The sequence below is a fragment of the Mycoplasma sp. 06067-C1-B144P-99-0482-3 genome, from assembly GCF_051053925.1.
Taxonomy (GTDB): Bacteria; Bacillota_I; Bacilli_A; order Mycoplasmatales; family Mycoplasmataceae; genus Mycoplasma; species Mycoplasma leachii.
Genome location: NZ_CP144017.1, coordinates 805,725 through 825,462, shown reverse-complemented (window position 1 = coordinate 825,462; position 19,738 = coordinate 805,725). Strand labels below are relative to the sequence as shown.

Genomic DNA, 19,738 nt, shown 5'->3' with positions numbered 1-19,738 from the left:
AAGTTTTAAATAATATTGAAGCATTAAGAAAGGAGTGTAATGGATGAAAAGTACACACAAAGTTTTATTAGGAATGACAAGTTTATTAGTAACAGCTCTACCAATTTCAACAGTTGTTGCTTGTAGGATTACTCCAGAAATTGCTAAAACTCGTTATCAAAATGTTTACAATAATTTCAATAGTGAAATTGAAAAAAATATTCAAATTCTAAAAGCTAAAAAACAAGCAATTGAAAATGAAAAAGATGCTACTAAATTACAACAATTAAAAATTGAAAGACAAGCTTGAGTTAAATCAAAAACTCCAGTTTTACAAGAATTAAGAAAAAAAGTTAATGATGAATATAATAAACTGAAGCAAAGCCAGTCAAATTCTAATCAGCAATTATTAAAAATTGTTCACACTAATGACGAACACGGGCGTTTAAAATATGATGAATCTAAGCTTAATAATTATTCAGGTATGCAAGGATTAGCTGAAATTTTAAACAAAAACTTTGACCGAGATTTATTATTATCAGCTGGAGATTTAATTCAAGGATTACCTCTATCTGATTCAGATAAAGGAATGACAATTTCTAAAGTTGCTCATAAAATGAAATATGATGCAGTTGCAATCGGAAATCATGAATTCGATTGAGGATTACCACATATGTTTGATATTGAAAATGCAACAAAAGGTATGCCATTTTTATCAGCTAGTGTATTTTGAAATAAAAGAGCAGTTAAAGAAAACGTAAAAACAAAAACTGGAGAGTTAGCTAAAGAGGGAGAAAAAGTCTTTACTCCATATATTGTTAAAGAAATATCTCCAAAAATTAAAGCAGGAATTGTAGGAATTACAACTCCAGATACTGCTTATACTTCAAATCCAAAAAACTCAGTTCATGTTAGATTTGAAGATCCCGTAACAGCTGGAAATAAAGCATTTAGTGAATTAAAACAACAAGGAGTTAACTTTATTGTTGCAATTACTCACTTAGGAGTTAAAAGACCTGACACTAGATGAGATGCAAGAGAATTCGCTACAAAAACAAACGAAGTTGATCTTATTTTAGACGGTCACTCTCATACTTTAGTTCCTCATGAAGAATATGGTAAAATCGCTAAAAAAACTTATCTAACACAAGCAGAAGCTTATACTAAATATTTAAGTGAATTAGATATTGTTGTTGATGCTAAAAAACAAAAAATAGTTGATATAAAACAAGAACTAAGAACTATTGAATATACTGAACTTTTAGGTGGTAAAAATAATACAATTACTGAAATTAAAGAATTAATTGATAATTTAGAATTAAAATTCAATAAAGAAAATGATGTTGTTGTATTTACTTCTCCTATTGCATTTAAACATACAGATAATGTAGTAGCACAAACTAGTTCAGGAGATGTTACTGCTTTAAAGGGAAGAGTAAGTCAAACAAATTTAGGAGCATTTGCATCTGATGGTATTGCTTGAGAATTTATTAAGAATAATAAAGTGGACAGTGTTAATTATTCTGAAGATAACGTTATTGGTTTAATTAATGGTGGAGGTTTACGCCAAGATATAGCTGCTGGTGATGTTAAAAAACTTGATCTACTTGGAGTTTCTCCATTTGGAAATAGAATTACTGCAGTTAAAGTTAAAGGTTCAACATTAATCGAAGCTGTGAAACATGGTGCGTCAAAAGTATTTTTTGGAGGATATGCTCAATATTCATCTAACGTTAAAGCAAACATCAATATTACTAAAGCTGATGGTAATAATAGAGTTTATGAACTTGATGAATCTAGTTTAAAAATCAATGATAAACCTATTAATAAAGAACAAGAATATGTAATTGTAACTAACGATTTCTTATTAATTGGTGGAGATGGATATACAATGTTAGATTACACAAAAAACCCAAATGATGTAAAATATGCATATGAAGGTAACGATTTATTACAAGTTTATATTGATTATGGTAAACATATAACAACTAATCAAGAAGTTAAAGATGGTAATTTATTTGAAAAACGTAAAATTCAAGATTACAACCCAGATATTTACCCACAAAACATTATTGTAAATCACAAATTAAATAAGTAATAATTAATATCATAAAACTAAACTAGGACAAAATATTTGTTTTTTTTAGTATTATTTTATTCAATATCAACAACAGTTAAACTTAAAGGTTTACCACCATATAATTCATCAAATTTTGCTTTATCAGATTTAAGATTATCTTTATATGTTATTATAGAAGCTTCAATGTATTTATCAAAATCAAAGCTTTTACTTTCTGTTGTATTTTTAGCTAGTTCAGGATATATATAAATATAATTATAAACATCTACAGTTTTAGTGCCTTTATCAATATTAACTTTAAAAATAATATTATTTGAACTTAAAAGGTGTACTACTATTTTATTATCTGAATCTTCTTGGATTGTATATTGTGAAAACTCATTTGATTTCAATTTTCTAAAAGCACCAAATTCTAAACTATTTTTTTGTGTTTGATCACCTGTGATATTATTTTGAATATGATCGTTTTCATTGTATATAGCATATATAAATCTATCAATATTAAATAATGTTCATAATCAATTTTTGGAAAATAAATCATGTATTACTTGTTTGTGATATTTTCATGCATATGGTTCTTTTTGTGGGTCAGAATCTGCATTATGGCGATAACTAGAAAATATGTTATTTACATAAAATAGTGCTTCTTTTGCTGTATTAAAATAATTATTTTCATCTAGTTTTCTTTGTTCTTCAATATATTTTTGTTTTGCGTTAGCATCATTTTTTGTAGGATAAATAGTATTTAAAATATAATTTATATATTCAAATTTTGTGAAAGTATCTCATCGAGATCGAGATTTTTCTTTTTTTAAAACAATTTGATTATTTGATATTTGAGTTGTTTGTTTAATTTTTAAATATGGTAATAAAATTGCAAGAAAAGAGATTAAAATTACTAAAAATATTATTAAAGAAAATGTATATTTTTTATTTTTCATTTTCCTTTTCTCCTTTAAAAGTTAAAATAGAATCTCACGCTAATCCATATTCACCAACTATATCTCTTTCAAATTTTTTATAACCTTCTTCGTTGTGGTGATACAAAGCAACATGAATGGTATCAGAAATGGTTTGGACACTAATTCTTTCTGTATTAGAATCTGGAAAGAAAATTATCTTATCAAATTTTAATTCATAATTTTGTTTGTTTTCCTTTAACTTAGAAACAACAATTCTAAAGATAATTTTAGATTGTCTTATATATAAAAAGTTATTATCACTATGTTTTGATTCTTCACCGATTTGAAAATGATCAAAATACTTACTTTTTATTGAAAAATTTGTTTCATTTGGTGTTTTATTTTTAACTTTATTTAAAAAATCTGCTGTGTGTTCGGCGTCTGATTTTGCATCTTGTTCAAAATATCAATATTTATGAAAATTCAAATTAAATTTTTCAATATTTGAGAGTGCAAACAGTCAATTTTTATTAAAAAAATTTATTAAATTAGAATAATCTTCAGTAGACTTACTATGTAAATATTTTTCACTTAATGTTTTAGCTTCTTTTAATAATTCTTTTTCTTTTTTTTGAGATTCTACAAAAATTAGTTCTTCATTTTTATTATTACCAAATACTAAATTTTTTATATTGTTTATTATAGATTTGGTTTTTTCTGCTTTAGAATTATAATCAACTCCTGAAACTTCAAAACCAGTAGGTATTTTTAAAAGCAATTCATTTGAATTACCCTTCATACTATAAAACAAAGCTACTGGAAGAATGATAATTTGAATGGCTGCTAAGAATAGTGAAAATCCAATGATAATTTTTTTTCTCTTTTTATCCATATATGTATCTCATACTAAATCTAAATATATCTAATTCGTGTTTAGTATTTTCCTTTCTTTGTAGCACTTCTTTATTAATTTCATTTATTGATTGCATTAAAATATCATTGTATTGGTGAGTTTCTTGAAATTTCATAAATGATTCATCATTATCTTTGTATCTTTTATCTAAATATTGTTGTATAGAAAATTCAGAATCATTTTCAATACCATAATCCTCAGGATCAAAATTTTCTTTTTCAATTTTTATTTTTCTGTTCAATTCATCAACTCTTTTTTTATGAATCATTTTTTCTAAGTTTTCCAATTGTTGCTTTAGCTGTTTTATATTATTTGAATTTTTTAAAATTAATAGATCGGGTAATATTTTAAAATAAACTTTATTATTAAACTCATATTTTCAAATTTTAAGTACCTTATAATTGTCAAACACTAGGTATCATGCTTGCTTTTTTTTATAAATACTTTTTTCTTCAAATTTTACATCTGAATAATCTAATTTATCGCTTATTGTTTGGGTTTTTAATTCTTTAAGATCTTTGTCAGTTATATCTTTTATATCAAATGTTATTAATTCTATTGGTGCTTTATTTTTAATTTTTTGAACTGATGATTTGAAAAGTTCTTTTGTTTTATTAAAAAGAAATTCATCATTATAGGTAATACCATTTATTTTTATGTCGTCAATTTTTTTATAATAATCACCATAAGGATTAAATGTATATTGGAATTTATCAATATTATTAATTACTCAATATCAATCATTTGAAAGTGTATTTTCAATAACGCTTTTTGCAGTTAAATTAATCCCTTCATATTGAGAATTATGTCTTACATTTATGGAATTAAATATAGGATAAAAAGTTAATGCAAATCTTAATTCATCATATTTGCTATATGGCTTATTTTCTTGCTGGTCTATATAAAGATCATAAGATTTATCTTTTTTTGTATATACCTCTAACATCTTTTTTATTGATTTGTTAGTGTATAATTTAAATTCACTATCTTCTTGTTTAATTTGATTTATATTATTATTCTTTACTACACAACTTGTAACTGGTATAGCTAACATAAATAGCGACAAGCTAGTTATTAATAACTTTTTCATAAAATAGTTTCTCTAAATTTTTGTTTTTAATTCCTGAGTAAAGAATATTTCCGTGATGAATTAAAGTAACTGAATTAACATATTTATCAATTTCAGATAATATGTGTGAACTAATTAAAATAGTTATATTTTTTTCTTTATTAATTTTTTGTAAAAAGTTAAATAGCTCAAATCTAGCGGTTGGATCTAAATTAGCTGCTGGTTCATCTAAAATTAATACTTTTGGATCATGAAGTAAGGCTTGAATTAATAAAATTTTTTTCTTTTGACCAGATGAGAAGTTATAAGGTTTTTCATTCATTAAATTTAAAATATTAAACATCTTTAAAAAATCATAAATTTTTTGTTTAGCTTCTTTTTTTGAAATATTAGATAGAATTGCTAAATTATATAAATATTCAAATGATGTTAATTCTTTTGGAAATAGTGCAATTTCAGGAACATAACCAACAAAAGATTTAGCTTCTGCTTTTTTAATATTAATGTTATTAATTAATATATGACCTTTGTATTCAGTATGAGCACCAATAATGGTTTTAATAGTTGTTGTTTTACCAGCACCATTTTCACCAATAAAAGCATGAAAATCACCATCAAATAAATTCATTGATATATTAAAAACACCACGATTTGTTTTGCTAAATATTTTAGTTAAATTTCTTATTTCTAAAATTTTTTTCATACTTATTTATATTCCTTTCTTAGATAAATCTTAAATACTATTCCAAATAAACCAATAATTATTAATATTCATACAAAAACTAAAATGTTATTATTTACAACCCTTTTTGATCTAACTATTGAGAATAACTCATCATTAGATTGAAATAAAAAGTTATCTTTACTTTTTCTTAGTTTAAATCTTTTTTTAACATTGTATTCTTTTTTGTTTGTAACACTATTAATTGAATTTTTATCTTTAACAAATATAGTTGGTTCATACTTTTCATATCCACCTATTTTGTAATTAAATTCATTTATTTTTATATTTACTTGGAAATTACCAAATCCTTTATTGTCAGGATTTTTAATAAGTGAATCAAATAAAACTGTATCTTGGTAATTAAAGTAAATATAATTTAATAAACTAACAACAAGATAAATTTTTCTTTCAATTTCAGTTTGTAAAATTTGTTCTTTAATTGCTCTTGGATTAAAAATAGTTACATTATGATTGTTGTATGTATTAATATCACTTTGTTTATTGTTTACATATTTTGAAATACTTTCAATTATTTTGTAATGATTTTCAATTAAATCATTTTTTAAGTTTTTATTAATTGAATTGTTAACAAATTTTTTAGCAATTTCATTAAATTTTTTATCCTTTAATGCTTGATGAACAAATTCTCATTTTATTCTTCCAGCTAAACTATTATCATTTGAAAATTGTTGTTCATCTTCTGGAAAGTCTGTTTTATTAGTATCTGCACCCTCACGAGCATAAATAATATCTCTATTAACACTATCTGTCTTAATTACTGAGTTAGCTTTTAATAATCCTGGAACAATATATTTTTGTTTTTCTTTATTTTCATCAATAACTAAATATTTTTTTTGTTTTGCTTTTTTTTCTAGTTTATATTTATATGAGATATCATCTAGGTTGTTGTAATAAACATAATCTGACAAGTTAGATGCATTATTGTTAATAGGACTAAAAATATTCTTATTTCTAATATTAAAAATATTAACTAATTGATATGGCACTGAAATTAATGAATAAATTTGTCAGCTATTTGATGAATTATTAGAATATTTGACAACTGATGTTAAATATTCTTCTTGTTCATCACCAAAACCTTTATATTCTGGTCCATTAGAAATTAATAATAGTTCATCTTTATCATTATTTAAATAAAATGGCTCAACATTTAATTCATTTCCAGAATGATGGTATGGGAATTTTCTATTAATATAAGAACTAGCAATATTAACATTACTTGATACATTAGCTGAAATTATAGATCCAGTTAATATTAAAGGTACAAAAAGAATTAATGGAACTGTCATTGATATTTTTTGATTTAATTTATTAGATAATAAAGCAACTAATAATCCAACCATTAAATAAGTTACTAATGAAACAAACATTAATAATAGTGAATATAAGATCAAATCTTTAAATGAGTGAATTGCATATAAAGAAATTAATCCGCAAATAAATAACACAAAAGATCATAATAATCCAAAGAAAGTTAAACTAGCTAGTTTTCCTAAAACAATATTTTTTCTTGAAATAGGTTTTGATAAAGTAATAATCTCAATTCCTTCGTTTTCTAAATCTTTAAAAATATTTAAAGATTTAATAGAACTAAATACAACAGTTGTTAAAATTAGAGCGATTGTATATAAAAAACCTGATAATTCTAAATATTTATCACTAACAACAAATTTAAAAACTAAACCTATAATAAATGAAATTACAGTTATAACTCCTGGCATAAAAATAGAACTTTTCTTTTTAAAAGTAATATTGAATGCAAAAAAAGCATATCTTAATAGTGTGTTGTTCATAAAAATCCTTCCAATTTATTTAAATTAAAAAAGCTAAATAATTAATTTATTTATCTTATTTATAAAAATTATAAATAAATAAAAATAAAAATATATGATTTTTCGTTTTTTAACTAAAATTTCAGTTTATTTATTAAGAAGTTTAATTTTTAATTAACTTCTTTAATTTAAAACACTAAAAAATAAAAAATCATTGAAATTTTTTTATCAAATATTTTAAAATTTTTCTCTAATATTAGAATTATTCAAATAATTATTCTTAATTCAAAATATTAAAATATAAAATTCTATTTGTTAAAATTTTAGTAATTTACAATACTGGAGGCATTATAAGGATAACCATTTTTGGTACAACTGGAGCCGGAAAAACTACATTACTTAAAAATCTAAAAAAGCTATTAAATGAATCTTATGTTTATGTTGCAGAAACAAGTTTAGAATGTCCTTATTATGAACAAGCATATAATGATAACAGTCCTAATCTTCAAGACTTAAATTATAAATTAGATTTATGAATGTTGGCTGATAGAATGAGGTCTTTTAAAGATTATGCAAATAATGATTATGTAATTTATGATAGAAGTGTATTAGATTCTATGGTATTTGCTCAAACAGATCATTCATATGGGCGTTTAAACGATGTTGATTATGAAGTTTTTAAAGATTATTTTATGACTTGTGTATTACCTAATTTATTTGATAAAGATTTTCATAACAAAAACTTTGATATTGCTATTTATTTAAGAGTTAGTCCTAAAAAAGCAATTAAACGCGTTGTTAAGCGTGGACGTGTTCCTGAATTTTCTACTAATAAAGAATTTTATATAACTTAGCAAGTTCATATGATTTATGATATGAAGCATATAAAGAGATTGTTCCATTTTGAGTTATTGATGCTAATAATGATGATCCAATCCAATGTGCTAAACAAATTGCTGAAAAGATCAATCAATTTGATAAACAAAAAAATAATTAGAGTTTTAATTGTTACTTTATGTTTTTTATTATTAAACTCAATCATATGTCCAGCATTATCTCCACCAGCAAATCTTACAACAGCATCTGCTTTTTGGCTAAAATAATCTGTAATCTTTCCTTTACCTTTATCTCCTCATTGATTTCCTACAATAACTAATGACTTATAGTTGTTTTTCATAACTTCTCCTTAAGAACATTTTTAAAATATCTAATAAATTATTAGAGTCTTAAAAAATTCGTTATATTATTATTTAGCTTTTATTCCAATAAAATTTGTAAAAAATTAAAAATTTTTAAATCCTTTCTAACTAATTAAAAAGATTTAACTAAATAAAAAAGTACACTTCATCTATTTAAAGAGTGTACTACGAAAATATTATTAACAATGTGTATGTAAATAAAATTTTAGACATATTTTATATATGATAAATTAACAAATACTAATTAAAAACTATATTAATTTAAATTAAAAATTTTTTTACTATTTTGAGTTGTAATTCTAATTACTTCTTTAACATCGATATTTTTTAATTCAGCTATTTTTAAAGCAGTTAAGTAAATGTATTTAGGATGGTTCACTTGTCCTCTGTAAGGATCAGGAGTTAAGTAAGGAGCATCTGTTTCTAATAACATTTTTTCAAGCGGAATAATTTTAACTGCTTTTTGAAGATCTTTAGCATTTTTAAAAGTAACAGCCCCACCAATGTTAATATAGCAATCTAAATCTAAAAACTTTTGAGCATAAACATCATTAGCTGAAAAACAATGTACGACTTTTGTGACTTGATTTATATCTTTTATAATTTCTATAACATCATCATAAGCTTGAAATTGATCTTTTTGATCTCTAATATGCATTTGTAAAACTTTATTATATTTAATTGCTAAATCAATATGTTTTTTAAAAAACTCTTTTTGTTTTTTAATATCTTCTTTTGAATAAAAATAATCCAAACCAGTTTCACCAATGCAAACTACTTTTTTATTTGTAATTAGTTGTTCTAATTCATCAAATACTGAATCGTTAAAATTTTGTACTTCATTTGGATGAATAGCAATACTTGCAAAAACATTTTCAAATTGTTCAGAAAACTCAATAGCTTTTTTTGAAGAAGTTAAATCAAAACTAGAACATAACCAAGCAGTAACATATTCTTTTTGTGCTTCTTTAATTAGTTGTTCTATATTAGCATCTTTGTATTTTAAATCATCATTAAAATGTATGTGATTATCAAATATTTTATTGTCATCAATCATATTAACTACCTCCTAACTATATTCTTATTAAATAATTTTAAAATAATTTCTTGCAGTTTAATTTTCAAATATAAAAGATAAATGCAATTTTAATATTTATACATTTTAATAACTTAATAAAATAAAAAAATAGTCTATCGACTATTTTTATTTTTCAAATGGAGGCAACAATCGGATTCGAACCGATGATCAGGGTGTTGCAGACCCACGCCTTAGCCGCTTGGCCATGTTGCCATAAATAATACTTATTTAATTATATTAAAAAAAACTATATATTAATAGTTTTTATTATTATAAAGGTGTATTTATTATAACTTATACTACTTATATTCACCTAATACTAAGATTTGTTTTTTAATTTTACTGCATTTTATTTGACACTATATATATATATATATATATAATGTCAAGTGTATTCTAGTTGAGGTCTGCTTAAAGCATTATAATAAATTACTATTAAGTAAATATATATGATAGGGACTGCTAATAAAAAATCTCTAGGATTTATAAAAACATAATCACTAGAGACTTTAATATATTTCTATTTATTTTCTTCTATTTCAAATTTAAATTCTAGAGTTCCAACAAAGGTTTTAGATCTTACTGAACCAGCACCAATTCCATTTGTCGAATCAGCTTTTAATTCTTGTAAATCAGATTCATTAACAGTAAGTTTTTTAACTAATTCTTTTTTTAATATCTCCTTGAGATACTATGTTCTTATTGTTTGGTTCAAAATTACCTAGAATCTTATTTCCAACATTTGAAAATTTAGGTTCAAATTTTTCTTCTTCCTTAGTTTCACCCTTTTTAGCTTTGTCAGATTCACCTGCTTTTATTTCTTGACTAGGAGTTTTACAAGCAACAGTTATAGCTGCACTTGATGCTATTAAAGCAAATGAATCTAATAAAGTTAATAATTTTTCATAACTAATTCCTTTTAATAAGGTTAGTTTATTAACACGATTTTTTTGTATATTCACACATTAAAAATTGTACTAATTATAAAATTAATTTTTTTAATTTCTAATAAAAAATAAAAAACTTGAATTACAATATTTAAGTTTTTGTTATTTATTCTAATTATTAGTTATAAAATCATCAATTATTTGATTTAGTTTTTCAGATTGATCTTTATAAACCATATGAGAAGCATTGTTAATAACTACTGTTTTGACATTTTTAATAGTTTTATTAAAAAAATTTAATGAATCATCACAATCAATAATTCTATCATTTTTTGCTAAAACTACTAAAGTTGGAATATTAATAGATTGATATGCTTTTGTGATTTTATTATGTAAGTTTATATCAGTTAAACCTTTTGCTAATTGAAGTATATATTTATTAGTATAATAGTTTAAGTTAAACTTTGACTTAGCATTATTAACTCAATTTGAATTATTTAATAAATGATCATAATTATAGTAAATATATGGAACAAATTTAGTTAAATAATCGTTAAATGAATTAATAAATACATAGTCTTTTTTTCAAAATTCTAAACTTAATTGAGTTTGATTAATTGGAGTAATTAAAATTAGTTTTTTAAACAATAAAGGTTGTTTTAAATAAGCTAAACTAATAACACCAGCTCCTAGTGATTTACCAATTAGAATTACATTTTTTAAATTATTTTGTTTAACAAATTCAATTAACAAGTCTGAAAATTGTTCAACACTAATTTGATGATTTTTAATTGGTTTTATTATATTTGAACCTGGAAATTGTAAGGCATAATAATTTGATTTTGTTCAATAATTACTAAATCCATTTAAACTAGTTAGTTTAGAATTAAATCCGTGACAAAAAACTATATTTTGCTTATCATTATTATTATTATTTTTAAAGACAAACTCATAATCATAAATAATTGACATAATTTTTATTAATCTATATTAACTTCTATAATTTCTGAAGCTAAAGCATTTTTTAATGGTTTAATTCTAATTTGATAAGTTCCAGAAGCTAAGTCTGTCGACGCTTTGTTTTTAGTTATATCAGTTCAACTACCATTGTTTTTTAATTTATACTGCATTTTATCATTTACACCAGTTAGTGTTTTATTAATTGATTTAATGTTGTTATTAGTTGGTATTTCTGATCTAATTAAATCAATTTTTTGATTATCTGAACTTAGTTGTCTTAGTTGTTATCTGATCCTTTATATCTTAAATAAAGACTTCCAATAGTAGCACTAGGTATTATAAAGTCAGTTGGAACATCTTTTCAACTAGTGTTATTAAAGTTATATTCTAAATTGTTTAAATTATTAGTAATTTTAATAGAATCATTATCTAATATTAAAATTTCAGCATTAGGTTTATTTTGTCTTTGAATCTTAAGTTTAACTGAAGTATTATTATTTAAATTAAATTTATAATCTTTTTTCTTAATTGATTTTAATTGAATATTAACATCACCATAGGAATTAAAATGATCTAAAGTTAGAATATAAGAATTATTTTCTTGTTTAACATCTTTTATAAGAGCATTTTTAATATTAAAGTTTCCTGCTTTTAAATCATCAACTTTTTGAACTAATTCAACTTTAATTGCATATTTATTTTTATATTGTTGAATACTTGTAACATTTACATTGGTTAATTTTGTATTGTTTTGTTTTTCAAAATTATAACTAACAGCTTTATTAGGTCCAATTATTGAAGTAACCTTAAATCCTTTTTCTTTAACATCTAATCCTCTTTTATTAAATGCACTATTAACAACTTTAAAGTTTTTTGAATTAGTTATTAAATCTAAGTTACTTATTTGTTGAGTATTTGTATGTCAATTATTATCAATTAAAGCTAAAACATCATCTTCTGTAGTTACAAAGTTTTTAAATTTTAAGTTTCTATAACGCTTACCTTGATTATCAAATTCTTTATTAAATTTATCAGAAGTTGTAAAATCGTCATTTATATTTAAAAAGAAATTAAAACTAGTGTAAGTATCTATTCTATCTGAAGTAGCATCAACATGATATCATTGATTATCTAATTGAACTAAGTTTCAAGCGTGTTTAGTACTTCTAGTTTCTCTACTACTTTCACCTTCCATAAATCTACATGGAATATCAAGTTCATCTAATATTAATTTTAATCCTTTAGCATAAACAGTACATACTGTATATTTTTTAACCAAAGCTGAATGAGCATTTTGATTTTTTAACATTGGCTCATCTGTTAAATTATAATCATATTTAACTTCTTTAGTGATTCACTCATAAGCTTTTATAAGTCTTTCTAAAGGTGGTAGTTCATTTCATTTCTTTTCAACAACCAAATCTTTAGCTGCTTTTTTAGCTAACTCTTCATTATTTGCTAATTCACTTGTGTACTCTGAAAATACTCTAACAATAGCTGAAAATAAATAACCTTTATAACTTGCTCAAATTCTAGCTGATTTTTTATCTGGGTAATTACCATATGTATCTTTAGTATCTTTTCATTTTAAAGTTCCATAACTTGTTAATGTAAAAGTTGCATCTTTTTGATCATCATTTGAAGTTATAATTTCATCCTTTGGATAAGAAGTTCTTTGATATCATTTAATTTCATTTCTTGAAATTGGTTTTGAAGTACTTTTATCAATAAGCTCTAATTTTACTTCATTATTTCTGAACTTATCTAATACAATTATGTCCTTATTAAGTTCAAATCTAGGGTGAGAATAGAAATTTACAGCAACATCATTATTTAACATCATTTCTCTTGCTTTATTTTCGTCTAACTCAATTGCATTAAAACCTTTAAGTGTTTGATTGATATATTTATTAAAAAATTCCCAATTTTGGACACTATATTTTTAAAATAGACTTCATTTCTTTAATATATTTTAATGTTTCAACATCATCTCATTCTTCTCTTTTTCTAGACTTTCTCTTCTTGATTATTTTCGATAAATATCTAAAAGTTTCATTAATTGTTCTATTGTCAAGAACGCCACTATTTAAGAGGTGGTTTTTTATTCTGCAAAGCATAATTGAAGATAAAAAGTTAATAAATTCAGTTGCTAATAATCTATAGTTTCCTTGAACATTTGCTTCGTTTTGTTCAAGCACATTTTTAAATTGTTTAAAAAGCAATTCAATTTCTCATCTCTTTTTATATGCGACATAAATATCTTTTAAGTTCAAATCATAATTACACTCAAAAATTATTAATCCAAAAAGATTTTCTCTTTCTAGTAATTTAATTTCATCATACACACCTTTTTTATGTGCACGACTTATGAAATTTTTCTTTTCTACCATTTCAGTTAGGGTTGATTTATAACAAAAATAATATTTGTTGCTGATGATAATTTTCTTTGCTCTTATTGTGTCTTCATCATAAGTAAAAGTGAAATTAAATCCAGATTTTAAATTAAACTTTTTAAAAGTATGATTTATTTTTATAGGGATTAAATATTTAATATTTTTTTCTCTCATCAAGTTTTTACATTCTTTATCATCAAATCCTTTATCAAGAATTAAAAATCCATTTTTAATCTCATAAGTTCTTAAAAAGTCTCTAAAAGCAGTGTAATCTAGCATATTTCCTGGGTTAACAGAACTAGCAACAGGTTCTTGTGCATTAATATCATAAGCATAAATAAGGTTTAAGTTTTGAGAATCTTTAGTTCTAGACTTTCTAGACATTTCAGAGAAAATGTTAGTTTCTGATGTATTGTTTTTCAACATACCATCAATAACTATTGAGTGGTTTGAAAACTCTTCTAATCTTTTATTCATAAAGTCTTCCATCTTCGAACTAGATTTACCTATTTTCTCTAAAAAACTTGAGATAGTGTTTGAAGATAAAGCACATTTTGGGTATATTTCAGAAATAAAATTTGTATCATATTCATGTTTTAAATGTTCGTTTTTAATATCTGAAAACATAGTTCTTAAAGAAGCTATAACATATAATTTTCTAGCATCTTCAAAATCATAAAAATTTAAAAGTTCTCTAAAGATATGATTGTTTAATTTTTCATTTAGTGCAAATAGACCATATGATTTAATATCTACTTCATATGTTTGCTTTTCTATGCTTTGAAAAACACCATTAATAATCTTTCCAATTACTCCTTTTTCAACAGGAATAATTTTTCCATTTTTTCTTATTGATGTTCTTTGTATAACATTATAAATACCTTCTTTTGATGTTGTTTTTACTCTAGTACTAGATGGTCTTGGAATTTTTAATATGTCTTTAGGAATGGCCATTTTTATATCTCCTTTTTTATATGTTAAACACTATACATATATTTATTTTACCACCTTTTTTTTAATTTTTTAAACTTTTTTTAAATGAAATTGGAACAAAAAATAGAGCTTTTTTAGCTCTAAATTTAAGAAAATTTAATTATTTAGATGTTTTAATGTATTTAATGGACGAAAATAAGAATTTTTTAGTAAATTATTAAAATTATATAGTGTCCAAAATTGGGATTTTTTTTAATATATATAGAATTCTTTATACTTAAATTTAGTAACTTTCTAGTTATTGATATGTATGAATAAAAATGCTTTAAGCAGGCCTCAACTAGAATACACTTGACATTATATATATATATATATATATATAATCTGTCTTATCAAAAGATAAACAACCAATTGTAAAGGACATTATATGAAAAAATTATTAACATTACTAGGTTCAATATCAGTAGTTGCTAGTGGGGGAGTTGTTGCGGTTGCATGTGGTAACGCGCCAACTAATGATAAAATAGATAGAGCAAAAGGTGAACAAGCTGATCAAGCTCAAAAAGATGGAAAAGCACCTAACTCAGGTGAACAAGCTGATCAAGCTCAAAAAGATGGAAAAGCACCTAACTCAGGTGAACAAGCTGATCGAGCTCAAAAAGGTGAAGCTGGTGGTTCAAATGGAGAACAAAACGATAAACAATTAAGCAAGACTAAATCTTATAATTTAACTCAAGAAGAAATTAGAGATAATTTAATAAAAGAAGAAAAGAAAAATAAAGAATTACGAGAAAAAAGAAAAGAAAAATTGGAAAATTTCAAGAAAACAAATGAATATAAGTATTATGAATAAAGAATAATTCTTTTTTTAAAAAATAAGATATTTTCTAACTTTTTACTTTTAAAGATTGAAAAACATAAAAGTGTTGTTTTATAGAATTTAAACTAGAACAAAATATTTAGAAAAAAATTGTGTTTGTTTGAATATTTTGTCCTAGTTTAGCTAGTATAAATGGGGGCTTTAAATTTAATATTAAAAATTTTTATTTAAACTTGGACAAAATTATTGGACTCGATATTCAAGTTTGTTTTCTATATAAGCACCTCACAATTGCTGAGGTGTTTTTCATTTAAATTCTTTTAAAAATCTTTCTTTATTAATTTTGAGATCTCATTTTTTAATTGTTCAAATGTTAACTTTCTAACCATTTTCTCAAAGTTAGGAAACATTTCTGACTTTAATATAGAAAAGAAGTATTCAATTTCTCTATTATCTAAAGAATCATCAATTCTTGACATTGATATAGTTCCATTTTTTGATTGAATGAACTGTGTGTATTCTTTTAATGAGTATAAAATTCCATGATCTGAGTGAATAATGAAATTATTTGAAAACTCTGTTTTCTTTAGATGTGTCATTACAAGATTAGTATCATTATATTTTGAAATATTGTAACTTACAATTTTCTTGGTTTTATGATGAATAATAGCTGACATAAAAATATGGTTATCAGGCACATCAATTAGGGCTGGAATATATGTTATATCTGTTGCATAAATATCATTATTAATTCCGTTATAGTCTCTGATAGCAATGTTATTATATTTTGCTTTTGTATTCTTGTACTCTTGTACTCTTTTGCTCTTAATTCGGACATGACAAAATAACCCTAATTTATTCATAATTCTGCCTAAAGTTCTAGGATTTATCGTGATTTGCTCGTTTTTTGAGATGTAAAAGGATAGTCTTTCTCTTCCATATCTGCCTTTTGTTTGCTCAAATGCTTTCTTAATTATTTCTTCATATTTATGTTGTTTTTCTACACCTTTTTAATTATGTTTTTTAAATTGATAATAAAAAGTAGATTTAGGAATTTGTAGAATTTTTAATAATTCCTTTAAAGACAATTTCTTAGATGAATTATATTGGACTTTATCTACAATTAGATCCAATAATTTTGCTTATTTTGTTTGAACAATTTTTCATTAAATAGATAAGAAATAATTATCTCTAAAATATCTCTAAAACTTCTTTTTTAAAATGTTTTAAAGTGTCATTTGAGCTTTCTTCATATATATCTTGGCTCTTTTTAGGTCTACCTGAACCCTTACCTTTTTTAGGTCTGTACCTGTTTTTGATTCTTCTAATTTAATACCTAAATTATATAGTCTGTGCTTTTTTCTGAGTAGTCTGATCATATGACAGGAAATATAATCAATATTTTTTAACTTCTTCATTTTTCAAATAAAAGTACTTTTTGAAATTAAACCATTTAGAAAAGTATCATATAAATTTATTAATTCTATTCATTCATTAACTGTTAGTTGTCTAGCCATAATAAAATAACCCTTCTACATAAAAAAATATTTGAACAAACATAATTATTTGTCCAAATATTTTGTCCTATTTTAAAAATAACACTATTTTCTTTTTTGAACTGTCTCATTTTCAGTTGTAATTTTTCAGTTTTATTTCTCTTTTTCTATTATTTAAATTATCTAGAATTTGTTCTTGAGTTAAATTATAAGAATTAGTCTTGCTTAATTGTTTATCGTTTAAGACCGCCACCAAAAAATGAGAAAACTTTATACCCCACACAAAGACTAATAATCACATTAGTCTTTTTTTATTCTAAAAACTAATGAACAGTGGTTATATTCATACCTTGCTTAACTATTAGAAAAGTATATACCTTATATAAATTACATACCCTATATAAGATATATAACTTTTTAATAATATGATGCATTTCAAAGTTATTAAGGAAAGAAAGGGGTAGAAATGTACATTAAAAAAAACAACTATAAAAAAACTATTACACAAACTGTAACAAAAATAGTTATTAAATTATTCTCATTTTGTTTAATATTATTACTATTTATTAAGCTAATACTAGTTTTTAAGACTCAAAAAATTAATTTTGATCTTAATTTTATCAAAGAATTTAATTTATCAAACATTTTAACAATTGATAGACTATGTAATTTTTTAATAATAATAGTTATTCCCTTATTTTTTTTGTTACTAGCAATTATGAAATTAATTAATAATATAAACTATCAAAAAAATAAAATTTATGAATTTAAAGCAATCTATAACGATGATGAAACAGAATGTCTAGAAATTGGTTATTTTACAAATGATAATGGAGAAGTTCAAATCGAACCTTTTGTTAGAACTACAATAGAAGTTCCAAGGGTTTTACCCTATTTTATAACCAATTTATCAAATGCATTTGAATCTAATGAAAATAAAAAAATTGAAGGTATTCAACATTGGAATACTTCAAAAGTTACTAATATGAATTATATGTTTGCTAATGCCAAAAAATTTAATCAAAATCTTTCAAAATGAAATGTTAAAAAGGTTATTCACTTCACTGATTTTGCTGATAGTTTATCTGAACAACAAAGGCCTAAGTTTAGACAAAAATAATAACTTTGTATATACCTTATATAACCATAATTATTATGTTTGCAACTTGGCAAGATAGGATTACTAAATATGTATTATCTTAGATTATGTTTTTAATCTTATCTTCTAAAATTGCTTAACTTTTTGTAAAAAAACAAGGAGATTTTTATGGACAAATATACAACTGTAGTTTCATTAGAAAACATAACAGAATTTGTTTTAGTCAATAACCCTCCATCTTTTAGAGAATTAGTGGAGTGATATATAAATAATGGTGTTCCAGAACAACTTGAAATACTTTCAAAGAATGTAGCATATTTTACTGAAATTATAAAAAACCCACCAACTAATTGAATAGATAATCCATTAATAAATTCTATTCAAGATAATCCTGAAGATTGAACTGCAAAATAGAAAGAAATATGAAATATGAGTAAAAATTATAAAAAAATATTATTTCATAACAATAAAGGTGGAGTAGGTAAAACACTTTTGACAGCGAACTTTGCTGCATTTTTAGCAGATAAAGGTAAAAAAGTTTTACTAATTGACTTTGATAGAAATAGAACTTTAACAAAACATTTTAGTAATACTTCACAAGAAGAATCTTTTAAAATTTTTGTAAAAAATGAGACACCAAAAATAATTGAAACCGATTTTAAAAATATTTGAATTGTGCCTGGTGATTCCAAAATAGAACCATACTTGTCTTTTCCAAGTATGGAAGCTTCATTTAGAAGATTTGAAAAAGAACATTTTAATAATTTTGATTACATATTTTTTGATTTACACCCAACATCAACTAATGCTACAAACTTGTCATATATGTTAGCTGATTCAATAATATTAGTTTCTGACACCTCTTTAAGTTCAGTTGAAATTGCAGTAGAAAGTGTTAACGATTGAGAATACACATTCAAAGAAAGTAATTTACCAACAAATGTATTAAAAGGAATCATTCTTAATAAATACAATGGTTCTAAACAGTCAATTTTAGCACTTGAATATTTAAAAACTGAAAAAGAAAAATATCTTTTTAAAACAATTATTCCAGTTCAGGACAATATTGCTAAATCAATTTCAAAAAATGAAAAATGAATGTTTAATGTTTATTCTTTTAGAGATGAATTCTTAAAACTTACTGATGAATTGAAAGAAAGAGAAGTATTGTAATGCCAAAAAATATTTTATCTAATCAATATTCATATCATCAAGATTCAAGTAAACAAACAAAAACTAAAAAAGTTTGTATTTCTCTTTCTAAATCAACAGTTGAACTAGAAGAAAAACTTTTTAAAAACGTCAAAGAATCTAAAACAGGTATTACTTTTAATCGTTCTAAAATATACCACAATGCCCTATTAGAGCTTTTAAAGGATTTTGATAAACAAAATTAGAACTATAGAAATAAGG

General features: G+C 23.4%; 17 protein-coding genes, 1 tRNA gene and 4 pseudogenes. 7 read left to right on the top strand and 15 right to left on the bottom strand.

Annotated elements, in window-relative coordinates:
* Positions 1 to 43: 43 nt before the first annotated feature.
* Complete coding sequence (locus tag V2P32_RS03655) at positions 44 to 2,077, top strand: bifunctional metallophosphatase/5'-nucleotidase (RefSeq protein ID WP_434343360.1); 2,034 nt, start codon at positions 44 to 46, stop codon at positions 2,075 to 2,077.
* Positions 2,078 to 2,133: 56 nt separating this feature from the next.
* Here the strand turns inward: V2P32_RS03655 and V2P32_RS03650 are convergent, their stop codons facing one another.
* The 5 genes from V2P32_RS03650 to V2P32_RS03630 are packed head-to-tail and all read right to left on the bottom strand — an operon-like array spanning position 2,134 to position 7,481.
* Positions 2,134 to 3,000, bottom strand: coding sequence for an aromatic motif membrane protein (locus V2P32_RS03650; protein WP_434343359.1), 867 nt, complete (start codon positions 2,998 to 3,000; stop codon positions 2,134 to 2,136).
* Positions 2,990 to 3,853, bottom strand: coding sequence for an aromatic motif membrane protein (locus V2P32_RS03645; protein WP_434343358.1), 864 nt, complete (start codon positions 3,851 to 3,853; stop codon positions 2,990 to 2,992). The genes V2P32_RS03650 and V2P32_RS03645 overlap by 11 nt, the downstream gene beginning before the upstream one ends.
* On the bottom strand, positions 3,846 to 4,964 hold the full coding sequence (locus tag V2P32_RS03640) for an aromatic motif membrane protein (protein ID WP_434343357.1): 1,119 nt from the start codon (positions 4,962 to 4,964) through the stop codon (positions 3,846 to 3,848). The genes V2P32_RS03645 and V2P32_RS03640 overlap by 8 nt, the downstream gene beginning before the upstream one ends.
* Positions 4,942 to 5,646, bottom strand: coding sequence for an ABC transporter ATP-binding protein (locus V2P32_RS03635; RefSeq protein WP_434343356.1), 705 nt, complete (start codon positions 5,644 to 5,646; stop codon positions 4,942 to 4,944). Before V2P32_RS03635 ends, V2P32_RS03640 begins: the two co-directional genes overlap by 23 nt.
* 2 nt (positions 5,647 to 5,648) lie before the next feature.
* Positions 5,649 to 7,481, bottom strand: coding sequence for an ABC transporter permease (locus tag V2P32_RS03630; protein WP_434343355.1), 1,833 nt, complete (start codon positions 7,479 to 7,481; stop codon positions 5,649 to 5,651).
* Positions 7,482 to 7,810: 329 nt separating this feature from the next.
* On the opposite strand from V2P32_RS03630, the pseudogene V2P32_RS03625 reads away from it, so the two are divergent.
* Positions 7,811 to 8,457 (top strand): annotated as a pseudogene (locus tag V2P32_RS03625) (deoxynucleoside kinase).
* A 6-nt stretch (positions 8,458 to 8,463) separates the two neighbouring features.
* Here V2P32_RS03625 and V2P32_RS03620 read toward each other — a convergent pair.
* From V2P32_RS03620 to V2P32_RS03590, 7 genes and pseudogenes are all read right to left on the bottom strand, one after another.
* A pseudogene (locus V2P32_RS03620) lies at positions 8,464 to 8,637 on the bottom strand (adenylosuccinate synthetase); the annotation flags it as partial.
* Between the two features lie 278 nt (positions 8,638 to 8,915).
* Positions 8,916 to 9,716, bottom strand: a complete 801-nt coding sequence (locus tag V2P32_RS03615) for a TatD family hydrolase (RefSeq protein ID WP_434343354.1) — start codon at positions 9,714 to 9,716, stop codon at positions 8,916 to 8,918.
* A gap of 159 nt (positions 9,717 to 9,875) precedes the next feature.
* A tRNA-Cys gene (locus V2P32_RS03610) sits at positions 9,876 to 9,950 on the bottom strand.
* Between the two features lie 443 nt (positions 9,951 to 10,393).
* Positions 10,394 to 10,699: a hypothetical protein gene (locus V2P32_RS03605; RefSeq protein ID WP_434343353.1), complete on the bottom strand. Its 306-nt coding sequence runs from the start codon at positions 10,697 to 10,699 to the stop codon at positions 10,394 to 10,396.
* Positions 10,700 to 10,795: 96 nt separating this feature from the next.
* On the bottom strand, positions 10,796 to 11,596 hold the full coding sequence (locus V2P32_RS03600; RefSeq protein WP_434343352.1) for an alpha/beta fold hydrolase: 801 nt from the start codon (positions 11,594 to 11,596) through the stop codon (positions 10,796 to 10,798).
* An 8-nt stretch (positions 11,597 to 11,604) separates the two neighbouring features.
* A pseudogene (locus tag V2P32_RS03595) lies at positions 11,605 to 13,493 on the bottom strand (MAG6410 family transglutaminase-related lipoprotein); the annotation flags it as partial.
* 25 nt (positions 13,494 to 13,518) lie between these two features.
* Positions 13,519 to 14,931, bottom strand: a complete 1,413-nt coding sequence (locus V2P32_RS03590) for an IS1634-like element ISMmy1 family transposase (protein WP_434343351.1) — start codon at positions 14,929 to 14,931, stop codon at positions 13,519 to 13,521.
* Positions 14,932 to 15,337: 406 nt separating this feature from the next.
* Between V2P32_RS03590 and V2P32_RS03585 the strand changes: the two genes are divergently transcribed.
* Positions 15,338 to 15,763, top strand: a complete 426-nt coding sequence (locus V2P32_RS03585) for a lipoprotein (protein WP_434343350.1) — start codon at positions 15,338 to 15,340, stop codon at positions 15,761 to 15,763.
* A 287-nt stretch (positions 15,764 to 16,050) separates the two neighbouring features.
* On the opposite strand, the gene V2P32_RS03580 is transcribed toward V2P32_RS03585, so the two are convergent.
* The 3 genes and pseudogenes from V2P32_RS03580 to V2P32_RS03570 form a co-directional block, all read right to left on the bottom strand.
* Positions 16,051 to 16,593: a hypothetical protein gene (locus V2P32_RS03580; RefSeq protein WP_434343349.1), complete on the bottom strand. Its 543-nt coding sequence runs from the start codon at positions 16,591 to 16,593 to the stop codon at positions 16,051 to 16,053.
* A 27-nt stretch (positions 16,594 to 16,620) separates the two neighbouring features.
* Positions 16,621 to 16,704 (bottom strand): annotated as a pseudogene (locus V2P32_RS03575) (hypothetical protein); the annotation flags it as partial.
* Positions 16,705 to 16,956: 252 nt separating this feature from the next.
* The gene (locus V2P32_RS03570; protein ID WP_434343348.1) at positions 16,957 to 17,247 is read right to left on the bottom strand and encodes a hypothetical protein; all 291 of its coding nucleotides are present in this window, start codon (positions 17,245 to 17,247) and stop codon (positions 16,957 to 16,959) included.
* Positions 17,248 to 17,692: 445 nt separating this feature from the next.
* Here V2P32_RS03570 and V2P32_RS03565 point away from each other — a divergent pair, with 445 nt between their 5' ends.
* The 4 genes from V2P32_RS03565 (at position 17,693) to V2P32_RS03550 (ending at position 19,722) form a co-directional block, all read left to right on the top strand.
* The gene (locus V2P32_RS03565; protein ID WP_434343347.1) at positions 17,693 to 18,346 is read left to right on the top strand and encodes a BspA family leucine-rich repeat surface protein; all 654 of its coding nucleotides are present in this window, start codon (positions 17,693 to 17,695) and stop codon (positions 18,344 to 18,346) included.
* A gap of 147 nt (positions 18,347 to 18,493) precedes the next feature.
* Positions 18,494 to 18,739 carry a hypothetical protein gene (locus V2P32_RS03560; protein WP_434325905.1) on the top strand — a complete coding sequence of 82 codons (246 nt, stop codon included), beginning with the start codon at positions 18,494 to 18,496 and terminating at the stop codon, positions 18,737 to 18,739.
* A gap of 15 nt (positions 18,740 to 18,754) precedes the next feature.
* Entirely contained in the window at positions 18,755 to 19,498 is a 744-nt protein-coding gene (locus tag V2P32_RS03555) for a ParA family protein (RefSeq protein WP_271237005.1), read from the top strand.
* Positions 19,498 to 19,722 (top strand): hypothetical protein, encoded by a 225-nt coding sequence (locus V2P32_RS03550; RefSeq protein ID WP_434323913.1) that lies wholly within the window; start codon positions 19,498 to 19,500, stop codon positions 19,720 to 19,722. Before V2P32_RS03555 ends, V2P32_RS03550 begins: the two co-directional genes overlap by 1 nt.
* The last annotated feature ends 16 nt before the right edge of the window (positions 19,723 to 19,738 follow it).